At 50.9% G+C, this 11,330-nt stretch carries 12 protein-coding genes; 6 read left to right on the top strand and 6 right to left on the bottom strand.

Going from position 1 to position 11,330, the window contains the following annotated elements; all coding sequences use genetic code 11:
• Window positions 1–977: AMP-binding protein (locus ABYT30_RS09740; RefSeq protein WP_373096246.1), on the bottom strand; the 977-nt coding region annotated here is incomplete at its 3' end.
• Window positions 978–1,201: 224 nt separating this feature from the next.
• Here ABYT30_RS09740 and dapE point away from each other — a divergent pair.
• A complete protein-coding gene (dapE, locus tag ABYT30_RS09745; RefSeq protein WP_373096248.1) occupies window positions 1,202–2,338 on the top strand; it encodes a succinyl-diaminopimelate desuccinylase in 1,137 nt (378 codons plus the stop codon).
• 238 nt (window positions 2,339–2,576) lie between these two features.
• Here the strand turns inward: dapE and lipA are convergent, their stop codons facing one another.
• From lipA to nadA, 3 genes are all read right to left on the bottom strand, one after another.
• Window positions 2,577–3,563, bottom strand: a complete 987-nt coding sequence (gene lipA, locus ABYT30_RS09750) for a lipoyl synthase (RefSeq protein WP_373081329.1) — start codon at window positions 3,561–3,563, stop codon at window positions 2,577–2,579.
• 381 nt (window positions 3,564–3,944) lie between these two features.
• Window positions 3,945–4,700 (bottom strand): class I SAM-dependent methyltransferase, encoded by a 756-nt coding sequence (locus ABYT30_RS09755; RefSeq protein ID WP_373096250.1) that lies wholly within the window; start codon window positions 4,698–4,700, stop codon window positions 3,945–3,947.
• Window positions 4,697–5,746, bottom strand: a complete 1,050-nt coding sequence (gene nadA, locus ABYT30_RS09760) for a quinolinate synthase NadA (protein WP_373081327.1) — start codon at window positions 5,744–5,746, stop codon at window positions 4,697–4,699. Before nadA ends, ABYT30_RS09755 begins: the two co-directional genes overlap by 4 nt.
• Before the next feature lie 341 nt (window positions 5,747–6,087).
• On the opposite strand from nadA, the gene ABYT30_RS09765 reads away from it, so the two are divergent.
• From ABYT30_RS09765 to ABYT30_RS09780, 4 genes are all read left to right on the top strand, one after another.
• Window positions 6,088–7,215, top strand: a complete 1,128-nt coding sequence (locus ABYT30_RS09765) for a ferredoxin reductase (RefSeq protein ID WP_373096251.1) — start codon at window positions 6,088–6,090, stop codon at window positions 7,213–7,215.
• 29 nt (window positions 7,216–7,244) lie between these two features.
• Entirely contained in the window at window positions 7,245–8,393 is a 1,149-nt protein-coding gene (locus tag ABYT30_RS09770) for a fatty acid desaturase (protein WP_373081323.1), read from the top strand.
• A gap of 105 nt (window positions 8,394–8,498) precedes the next feature.
• A complete protein-coding gene (locus tag ABYT30_RS09775) occupies window positions 8,499–9,182 on the top strand; it encodes a TetR family transcriptional regulator (RefSeq protein ID WP_373081321.1) in 684 nt (227 codons plus the stop codon).
• Entirely contained in the window at window positions 9,182–9,403 is a 222-nt protein-coding gene (locus ABYT30_RS09780; protein ID WP_008246857.1) for a DUF3820 family protein, read from the top strand. The genes ABYT30_RS09775 and ABYT30_RS09780 overlap by 1 nt, the downstream gene beginning before the upstream one ends.
• Before the next feature lie 14 nt (window positions 9,404–9,417).
• On the opposite strand, the gene ABYT30_RS09785 is transcribed toward ABYT30_RS09780, so the two are convergent.
• Window positions 9,418–10,143: an SDR family oxidoreductase gene (locus ABYT30_RS09785; RefSeq protein WP_373081319.1), complete on the bottom strand. Its 726-nt coding sequence runs from the start codon at window positions 10,141–10,143 to the stop codon at window positions 9,418–9,420.
• 162 nt (window positions 10,144–10,305) lie between these two features.
• Here ABYT30_RS09785 and ABYT30_RS09790 point away from each other — a divergent pair, with 162 nt between their 5' ends.
• A complete protein-coding gene (locus ABYT30_RS09790; RefSeq protein WP_373081317.1) occupies window positions 10,306–11,121 on the top strand; it encodes a queuosine precursor transporter in 816 nt (271 codons plus the stop codon).
• 17 nt (window positions 11,122–11,138) lie between these two features.
• On the opposite strand, the gene ABYT30_RS09795 is transcribed toward ABYT30_RS09790, so the two are convergent.
• Window positions 11,139–11,330 (bottom strand): acyl-CoA dehydrogenase family protein (locus ABYT30_RS09795; RefSeq protein WP_373096253.1); only part of this gene is annotated, 192 nt, incomplete at its 5' end.

Genomic DNA, 11,330 nt, shown 5'->3' on the forward strand with positions numbered 1-11,330 from the left:
GTTTCGGTCATGCCCCAGCTGGCAAAGGACTTGGCTTTTAGCCATCCTTCAATATCTTTCCAAATAATCCCCATCGGCATTACTTTTAAGCTGTGTTGCTCCGGCACCGGCTCCATGCCAATCGCTTTGAAGACAAAGGGGATCATCGAACAATGGGATACCTGATGCTTTTCAATCACCGCCCAAAAGCGGCTCGCAGAAAACTTAGGCATTAACACGGCAGTGCCACCTACCCCTAAAGAACCCCAAAATGCCCAGCTTTGGCAGTTAACATGGAAGAATGGTAAAAAGCCAAGATAAACGCTGTCACCATCCATTCCCATGCTACTTGAGCCCATTACCCCAGACCAAAGCGCATTGGCATGGGTGTGTACAACCGCCTTAGGCAAAGAGGTAGTACCAGAGGTAAACATAATACCCGCAGGCAACATAGGCTCAGCAGGCCGTGTGGGCAGACTAGCGGCATCGCCGTACAAACTACCAAAGGCCTCCCCATCGCAAACGCCCTCAACCGCTTCACCGGAATTGTCATCAGTAACCACAATCCACTTCAGATCTTTAGCATGAGCTTTGATTTCGTCATAAAACTTAGGCTGAGTAATCGCCCCAACCGCTTCAGTATGGCTGGCAAAATAGGTGATTTCGCCACCAACAGAGCGGGTATTGGTAGTTACGCCAACGGCGCCAACTTTTGCGCAGGCATACCACGCCAAGACCATCTCTGGGCAGTTCTCAGCGTGAATCAAGATTTTATCGTGCTTGCGTACACCCTTGGCATAAAGGCCCGCGGCAATCCGGCTGCTTTCCTCATCAAAGGCTTGGTAGGTCCAGCGCTTATCCTCACCTGAACGCGGCTCCCAGATCATAAATGGATGATCGGGCTTGACTCGCGCCCAGTGACGCAGCCGCTGAGGTATATCCTGATCGGCGAAGTCAAATTCGGCGGCGGCCACCGCAATATCCAAATCCATGCTCATAAGCCTTCCTCTGTTATTTGTATGCACTAACTAAACTGCGGTCGCGTGGCGTACTCGCGACCAGATAAGCCATCTTAACCAAGGCAATAAATGGGCTCTATGACATTTCCACTCAATTACCCTGCCGGTGAGTGATTCGGTCAGTGGTCAAAGTTCTGCTAGAATACCGCGCTTACAGCTGCGCCCGCCGCACCACCTATTTACGCAACAGAAGCCGACACCCTATGACAGCCCTCTCCCCCACCTTGCAACTGGCCTGCGAACTCATTGAACGTCCTTCGGTTACCCCGGCCGACGCCGACTGTCAAACCATCATGATGGCGCGCTTAAGCGCGATTGGCTTTAAGTGCCAATCACTGCGCTTTGGCGATGTTGACAATTTTTGGGCAGTACACGGCAGCAGCGGGCCAATCTTTTGCTTCGCTGGACATACCGATGTTGTACCAACGGGCCCAGCTGCCAATTGGCAGACCCAACCCTTTGACGCCGTGATTCAGGACGGTATGTTGCGGGGCCGCGGCGCAGCTGACATGAAAGGCAGCCTGGCGGCAATGATCACCGCCTGCGAAAACTTTGTCGCCGAGTACCCCGATCACAGCGGCCGAATCGCCTTTTTGATTACCAGTGACGAAGAAGGCCCCGCAATTAACGGCACCGTAAAGGTCGTTGAATGGCTGGAACAGCAAAATGAGAAAATCACCTGGTGCTTGGTCGGCGAACCTTCCTCTACCGACCACGTCGGCGATGTCATCAAAAATGGCCGGCGCGGCTCTTTAGGCGCGATGATGACCGTAAAAGGCGTCCAGGGCCACGTCGCCTACCCGCATTTAGCCAAAAACCCCATACACCAAGCGGCCCCAGCATTAGCTGCTTTGGCGGCAGAACAATGGGACGAAGGCAATGATTTCTTCCCTGCCACCTCCTTTCAAATCTCCAATATCAATGGCGGCACCGGCGCCACCAATGTCATCCCCGGCGAGCTGGAAGTGGTGTTTAACTTTCGTTTTTCCACCGAACTCACCGCCGAAATATTAAAAGAACGCACCCACGCCATACTTGATGCCCACGGCGTGGATTACCAGATTGACTGGAACCTGAGTGGACAACCCTTCCTCACCTCAGAAGGTCCTTTGGTGGAAGCAGCGCAACACGCCATAAAAGCAGTGACGGGCAAGGACACCATTTTATCCACTGCTGGTGGTACATCCGATGGCCGCTTTATTGCACCGACTGGCGCACAGGTTGTTGAGCTTGGGCCGGTCAATGCCACCATCCACAAAGTGGATGAATGCGTTAAGGCCGAAGACTTAGATAAATTGTCGTTGATGTATGAAGGAATGTTGCGGGAGTTGTTGGCTTAAAAACCAGCGCCTCCCAGTCCACTCAATAGGTCAGTCCTACAAAACTTTGGGCACCGCGGACGTGGGTTGTTGAAATGCATCGAATACTGACGCACAACTTGGCGTGCACCCCTCACAGTAAAGTCGCATTCTTCTACTATTGACCGGTTTGCAATAGGGTGGTTTTTGAATTCCTCAGAGTCCTGATATTTCAGTGCCGGATGAATCCGCGTCAATTGCAAATCGACACGAGGGAGTATTACAGCCCTACGTTATTTTTCTGTAGTACCTGCTCAGCGCGATAACTTGAGCGTACAAACACACCTGATACCACTTCCAAAAAGCCCTTGGCTAGGCCAAGCTGTCGATAGTTTTCGAACTCCGCCGGTGTCACATAACGCTGTATAGGCAAATGATTGGCCGTAGGCTGTAGATACTGACCCAAGGTCAAAACATCGACATTGGCAGCGAGTAAATCGTCCATGGTGTCGAGAATTTCCTGGTCAGTTTCACCCAAGCCAAGCATCAAACTTGTTTTCGTTATGACTTCCGGTTTGTATTGCTTGGCATGCGCGAGGACATCAATAGTTTGCTGGTAGCTGGCTCTTGGGTCGCGCACCGGGTGAGTTAGGCGCTCGACGGTTTCAATATTTTGCGCAAAAACTTCAATACCTGAATCAATAACGGCTTCTACATCTGTTAATACACCCTCAAAATCAGGGGTTAGGGCCTCAACAGCTGTGTTTGGATTTACCTCTTTCACCCGTTTGACACAGGCCGCATAGTGACTTGCGCCACCGTCCGCTAAATCGTCGCGATTAACTGACGTCAACACTAAATACTTTAGATTCATCAATTGCACCGAACGGGCAGTGCGCTCTGGCTCATCTGCGTCTAAAAGACCTTTTGGATTACCTGTATTCACCGAGCAAAAGCGACAAGCCCGGGTACACACATCTCCCATCAACATGATCGTTGCGGTACCGGCACTCCAGCACTCGCTCAAATTGGGGCATTTCGCTTCTTCACAAACTGTGGCCAGCTTATTGTCAGAAACGATCGACGCTACTTTCTTATAGCCATTACCAGCCTTAATTTTAACGCGCAACCAATCTGGCTTTGCTAAACGATCACTTGTTTGATTTGCGGCCTTGATGCCATCTTTGATTGCTCTTACGCCGCGCTCAGTAGTGAATTTTTCACCGCTGTGGATTTGTACAGCGGGTATAAGCTTGCTATCTGACATGAGACTGTAACTCGTTAAGTGTAATAGGCAGGTATAAAAACTCATCGCCGCATAGTATACCAGAAAGTGTGCTGGCTCGAAGTACCGCCCAGCCGGCAGGGCTAAGAAGCTAAGGGAACCTAGGCTAACTAACCGTATTGAAGAGCGTGTCACTTCTAGATCTTTAATATAGGTTTTGAGCCAAAATCACCCATATTATGCGCGGGGCAAAATTAGTGATGGGCTTTACACTTCAGGTGTCTACGCTGCCTTGATAACAAGCAGAGTTCAGCCCAGAGCGGGATTCTGTGTGGGTTCGCCGTTTGTATGGGGACATATGATACCCCAATACCATCAGCGATGATGATTCAACTGCCGGTATATAACTCGGGGTTTGAGCAATTATTTAGGAAACGCCTTAAGCGGATAAATATCGAAACGGACCGCTTTACCGGCCACTGACAACTGCGGTTTACGCTCCGCTAGAAATGGCGCCTTTGGTGGGCGCTTGACCACCACTCTATGTCGCGCTCTTTGCAGGGCAATATCCAGCAAGGCAGCACTGTCTTCGTCCAAGCCTACAAGGGAGTGGAAGAGACGCATTTCTTTTTTAACCAAAGCAGATTTTCCTGACACAGGGAACATGGGGTCGAGGTACACCACGTCTGGGCAATCACTTTCACCCAATTCGTCGAGATAGTCTGCTGCGCCGCGCTTTATCAAAGTCATTCTGGCGGCAATATCCATGGTATCGATACTGATATTGGCGCGCATTAAGCCGTCTTCCAGCAGCGCGGCAACGACGGGCATGCGCTCGCACATGATTACGGTGCAACCATTGCAGGCCATAACAAAGCTGTCGCGACCGAGACCGGCAGTGGCATCAACGACCGTCGGCCGCTTGCCGCCTAGCGCTTTAATTAATAATTCTTTGCCGGGGTGGCGGTGCTGCAATGCGTAGGCAAAATCTACGGCGACAGGGTTTTCTCTTTGAGATGGCGCTAAACCGATGCCTAAACGGCCTTGCTCAAAAAATACATAAAGCTGCTCAGGATCGGTCTGCCATTTTTTTACAAGCTCCAAACCCAAGCGCGCCGCCATGGCATCGCAGGCGGCACTGGTTTTGAAGAATACTGGCGCTGCTGGCGAGCGGCTCAAGACTTAGGCTTGGCCGCAGCAAAATCCAGCATCCGCGTTAGCGGCTTCATGGCTTGTATACCAAGCTCCGGATCAACATGCACCTCGTTACCGCCGTGCTCTAATACGTAGGCGAGATTATCGAGGGCATTCATCGCCATCCACGGGCAATTTGCACAGCTTCGACAGGTCGCGCCGCTACCCGCTGTTGGTGCAATGATAAATTCTTTGTCTGGCACCAGCTGCTGCAACTTGTAAAAAATGCCCTGGTCGGTGGCAATGATCATTTGCTTATTGGGCAGATCCCGCGCGGCATTAATAATTTGCGTGGTAGAGCCGACGACATCGGCCAGTGCAACTACGCTTTCTGGCGATTCTGGGTGGACTAACACCGCGGCATCTGGGTAGACCTTTTTCAAGTCGAGAATGCCCTGAGCCTTAAATTCTTCGTGAACAATACAGGCCCCGTCCCACAGCAATACGTCTGCTCCGGTTTCGCGGCGCACGTAGTCACCAAGGTGCTTATCTGGCGCCCACAGAATTTTCTGACCTTCACTGTCGAGGTGGTCAACAACGTCTAATGCAATACTTGAGGTAACCACCCAGTCGGCGCGGGCTTTTACCGCAGCGGAAGTATTCGCATAAACCACAACAGTGCGGTCAGGATGTTGATCACAAAATGCTGAAAACTCTTCTATCGGACAACCAATGTCTAAGGAGCAAGTCGCCTCTAAGGTCGGCATAAACACTTGCTTTTCTGGCGACAGAATTTTTGCCGTCTCGCCCATAAACTTAACCCCAGCAACCACTAGGGTAGACGCGGGGTGATCGCGGCCAAAACGGGCCATCTCTAGGGAATCAGAAACACAGCCGCCGGTTTCTTCGGCAAGCGCCTGTATTTCAGGGTCGGTGTAGTAATGGGCCACCAGCACCGCATTGCGCTCTTTCAATAAGCGCTTAATTTTGTCACGCAGCGCCGCGCGCTCGGCGGCAGGCACCTGTGGCTGCTCGTGGAGCTTGGCCAAATGATCGCGAACCACCTGCTGGGCTGATGCTTGTTCCGTCATATTCAATCTCGTTCTAGGCGGATACCGGGGGGCGAAGTTTAACAGAATTGTTATTGGCAAGCCCAGCAACAGCCATTAATGACCGTTTCAGCGCGATGATTACGATAAAAATAATTTGGTAAAAATTAGCAATATCCAGCAGCCGGATTCAAAAAATCCGCCCAGAAAAATACAAATACCTTTAACTTCAGCAAGTTACCGAAAACCAAGCAGATAGGGAGCCCTGTAAAGGATGCATGAATTATTTGTGAACACATGTTGACTTAATGCGCGCCCACACATAAAGTGCACACATGTTTACAAACTAATTCAATATCTCGACCCGCAAAGAGGAAACAGCCATGAACCTCAGCACCAAACCAGCACGCCGCACCTGGCGCCGAATTGCCGACTCGCGAGTGATCAATGCCCTCGCCGCACCCAACGGTATCGGTCGCTACTTAGAAGTACTCAATCCGATGTGGTCCTTAGATCAAACTCGCATTCCGGCTTATATCACCGCCATTCGCCGTGAAACCAAAGATACAGTCACCCTAGAGTTGCGCCCCAATGGCGACTGGCCGGGCTTTCGCCCAGGCCAATTCTGCCAGTTGTATATTGAGATTAATGGCCGCTTACACAGCCGTAGCTATTCCTTGAATCGCCGCGCTGGGCGGATCTCTGTTACCGTAAAAGCGCAGGCCGACGGATTGGTGTCCCGCTACATCAATAGCCAAATCAAGGTAGGCGACATAATTCGCTTATCACCGCCAATGGGGGACTTTGTCCTGCCCGAGCTATTGCCAGATGCACTGCTGATGATCGCGGCTGGGAGCGGGATTACGCCGATCATGGCAATGCTAGAAGCGGCCTTAAAGCGCGGATACAAAGGCGGCGTAACCCTGCTGTATTACAACCGCAGTGAAGCCGACACCGTATTCCATGCACGCCTGCTAAAGCTTGCTAGCACGTACTCAAACTTTTCTTTACTACCGGTCTTTAGCGACGGTACTGGCAAGTTAAACGGGCATTTTAGCCAACAGCATTTACTCACTGCACTGAGCTTTCAAAATAATCTCAGTGCCCATACCGGCGCGCTGACTTTGCCCGAATGCTTTGTCTGCGGCCCCGAGGCCCTAATACAGGCCGTTAGTGATGAATATCAACTACTGGGCCACAGCGAGAAATTTCACGCCGAGCGATTCAAAGCCGTCACCAGTACGTCAGGTGATACTGGGGCCGTTGGCACACTGATCTTCAAAAATAGTCAGAGCGAAGTCAGTAGTGACAGCCGCAACTTATTAGAGCAAGCGGAAGCCGCTGGGCTGCAACCGCAATCAGGCTGCCGAATGGGCATTTGCCACAGCTGCAGCTGCCTCAAGACCGACGGCAGCGTACGCAATATGAACAGCGGCGAAGTCAGCCACGGCGAAGAATATATCCGCCTATGTATTTCCCAACCACTAGGTGATGTCAGCCTCGCCATTTAAACGAGCCTACATTGCAGGAGGAGAATCGAATGAATACCAACACAACAAGAATGAAGCCCGAGTTACTCGACGCCTTTGGCGCCGAGATAGAAGCCGTAAAGCAAAGCGCGCTAGGCGATCGCGGCGAACGCGACGCCCGCTACATCAAAAAAATAGTCCGCATTCACCACCTATTGACCATTGCTGCTCGCATTTGCATTTTTGCATCGCTGCTTTTTTTGCCCGCCTCACTGTTCGGCTTTAGCATTGCCTTAGGCATCGCTAGCTGGCCCTTATTCTGGCTACTGATCAGCGCTGGCAGTATAGGTTTAGGCATTGCCAAAATTCTCGACAATATGGAAATTGGTCACAATATAATTCACGGTCAATATGATTGGATGGGCGACCCACGCTTCCATTCCCGTCACTACGACTGGGACACCAACTGCCCAGGCGATCAGTGGGCTCACTCCCACAATTACGAGCACCACACCTACACCAATATTCTCGATAAAGACCGGGATATTGGCTACGGCATATTGCGCATGGACCCCGCGCAAAAATGGCACCCGGCCTATCTTGCCAATCCGATTTTTGCCACTTTGCTAATGCTGTTCTTCGATATGGGCGTTGCCTTGCACGGTGTAGAAATAGACAGCCTCCGTTCAGGCCGCAAGACCTTTAAAGACGTTTGGCCGGAACTCAAACTGTCATTACGTAAAACCGCGCAGATCTGGGGTAAGGATTTTATTCTGTATCCGATCCTAGCTGGCCCATTTTTCCCGGTGGTACTCGCAGCCAATGTCGCGGCTAGCGTTATTCGCAATATCTGGAGCTTCTCGATTATTTTTTGCGGCCACTTTCCCGATGGCGTACATACCTTTACCGAAGCGTCATGCGAAAACGAAAGTCGTGGCCAATGGTACTACCGCCAACTACTTGGTTCGGCAAACCTAACTGGCGGCAAGCTCTTCCATGTGATGAGCGGCAACCTCTCCCACCAAATTGAACACCACCTGTTTCCCGATGTACCCGCCCATCGCTACGCGGAAATGTCGGTGGAAATTCGTCGAATCTGTGAGAAGTATGGTCTGCCCTATAACACGGGCCCTCTTTATCGCCAGTACGCCACGGTTTGGGTCAAAATATTCAAATTGGCCCTGCCACCCCGCAATACGGCAAGCCCCTTGGCGGTCTAATTGGCATAGCGCTAGCTTAACGTGCAAGACAAGTCATAGCCTCAGCACGCTGGGGCTTGTACACTTAAACGCATTAAGCCAGTAGCTACCGAGAAATTCGCCTCAATGAGTCGCCCACAAAAGCGCCACCGCAGTCACAGTGACACCCTAATTAACACCCGACAGGCCTTGCTGGAAGCGGTACTGGAGCTCATTAGTCGCGACAAAAGTTTCGATGCCATTAGCCTTCGCGAAGTCACCCGAGAAGTTGGCATAACCCCCGGCGCCTTTTACCGGCATTTCCCCGATATGAATACCCTCGGCTTGGAGCTGGTTACCACGTCGTTTAGCACCTTGCGGGCCATGCTGATAACTGTGCGCGCCAACCCCATACCTGAAGAATTGATTATTCGCCGCTCAGTAGAGACCTTTGTCACCTATGTGCGCGCCCACCGCCGCCAATTTCAGTTTATTGCCAGAGAATCCTTTGGCGGTGTCGCGTGCATTCGCGAGGCCATTAACGACGAATTCAAGCAATTAGAGAGTGAACTTGCCCGCGACTTAAGTCGATTGGTGACCCACGACAATTGGAGTGATTCAGATTTACGAATGCTAGCCAACCTTATGATCCGGTCTATGATTCAAATCGTAAACCAACAGTTGATGGCAAGACCCCGTGGCGAAGACGATGACGAACTAATCATCCTCGCTGAAAAACAGCTTCGCCTCATCGCATTGGGCGCCAACGCTTGGCAAAGCGATCAAAACAGGAAACTCACAGACGCCCCCAGCAACGCGGAAAAGCCATAATGGATCTTGAGCAAAACCCGCAACAGCTAATAGATGCCGTGAACCAAGTCATGCCCTTTGGTAAATACAAAGGCCGAAAGCTGCTCGAGCTACCGGAGCCCTATTTAGTGTGGTTCCACAAACAGGGCTTTCCGGCAGGCAAACTTGGCGAACAATTGGGGCTAATGTATGAGATTAAGCTCAATGGTTTAGAAGGAATGCTAAGGCCACTATTGCGTTAATAATTAGCCCCCATTTAGTCGCTAACAATATGCCCAATTTGTGGCCGCAAAACGATATCTTCCACCACAACATTGCGATCGAGTTTGTATATATCCAGGAACGCGCGAGCCACGTCTTCGGCGGGCATAAGCTGCTCCTTTGCCACGCCAGTGTCTTGCCATGAGGGCGAATAAGTCGGCCCCGGTGACACACAACACACGCGAATCCCTTTGCCTTTTACCTCTTCACGAAGTGCCTTAGTAAAGCCGCTAACGCCGTGTTTGGCTGCGCAATAGGCCGAGACGCCAGCGTAACCTTCCAAGCCCGCTGTTGACGACATGTTAAATATGTCGCCAGACTGCCTTGCAATCATCCCCGGCAGAACCATTTTCGAAAGCAAAAAGGTACTGCGCAAATTGGCAGCGATAATCCGATCAAAATCGTCAACATCAGTATCAACGATACTTGTGCCCAGCCAACTGCCTGCGTTATTAATTAAAACGTCGACGTCGCCCATTTCCGCTTTGAGGGTAATGGCGAAATCTGCCACGTGCTGAGCATTACTTACATCCACAGCATAAACTTTCACTTCTGCTGCAGCACATTCAGCGGCGACCTGAGTCAGCCGGCTGTGGGTTCTGGCAACGAGGGCAAGGCGCACAGGAAAATCGGCCGTGGCAAAGCACTTAGCAATGGCCGCGCCGATACCTTGGGAGGCACCGGTGATGAGTACCAAAGGCGCAGGGTGTTTTACAGACATAAATTCACCTAACTCTATAAACTCAATCAAAGAAGGCGCGGATGCTTTTCCACACAAGCCCTGTAGCCCGCTGCCGATTAATGTAAAATGTGCTGAGCTGCCATATTACCCCATTTAGGCACCAGTTTTCCCGGCCACCGACGGTGTCAGTAGGATACGCCCATGACGAGCAATACTCTCAACAATAAAGCCACACGCCTATTTATTCTTTTGGCCGGATTTTTTGTCGCCAATGCCCTTATCGCAGAATTAATCGGCGTAAAAATATTCTCGCTAGAGAACACTCTGGGCATAGCACCGCTGGATTTAAATCTATTTGGTATCGAGAATTTATCCTTTAACCTCACCGTGGGCGTACTGCTGTGGCCCTTTGTCTTTGTGCTTACCGATATCATTAATGAGTACTATGGTAAACGCGGCGTCCAATTATTGTCTTATCTCACCGCCGGCTTAATCATTTACGCCTTTGCCATGTTCTTTATTGGCATTCGCTTAGTACCCGCCGATTTCTGGCCGCAATCGCATATCAACCCTGCCCTCCCGCAGCTCGAACAAGATAATTTACGAGCGCTAGTGAGTAATTACGACGCGGCGTTCAGGCTAGTCTTTGGTCAAGGCCTGTGGATTATTCTCGGTTCATTGGTCGCCTTTCTCGTCGGCCAAATTATCGATGTAATGGTGTTCCACCGCGTCAAAAAAATAACCGGCGAGCGCTGGATTTGGCTGCGGGCCACGGGATCGACCTTGGTCAGCCAATTTATCGACAGCTTTGTAGTGCTGTTCATCGCCTTTTATATTGGTGCAGACTGGAGCCTAAAGCTGGTCTTAGCCATTGGCGTAGTGAACTATATTTACAAATTTTTGATGGCGGTAGTGATGACACCGGTACTGTACGGCGTGCACTACGTGATTGAAAAATACTTGGGCGATGAACTTGCCAGCACCTTAAAACAACAGGCACTGGCAGATTCGGACTAGCGGAAAAAAACCAATACTCAGCTAAAGATATTACGCGAAATAATCATACGCTGAATTTCGCTGGTGCCTTCGTAAATGCTAGTAATGCGTACATCTCTAGCCAAACGCTCCAGCGGATATTCGCGGTTATAGCCGTTACCACCCAAAATTTGCAGGCCGGTATAGCAGGCGCGATTAGCCGCTTCCGAGGCAAACAATTTGGCCATAGA

Origin of the sequence: Zhongshania sp. (assembly GCF_041623545.1) — a bacterium.
In the GTDB taxonomy this organism is placed as follows: domain Bacteria; phylum Pseudomonadota; class Gammaproteobacteria; order Pseudomonadales; family Spongiibacteraceae; genus Spongiibacter.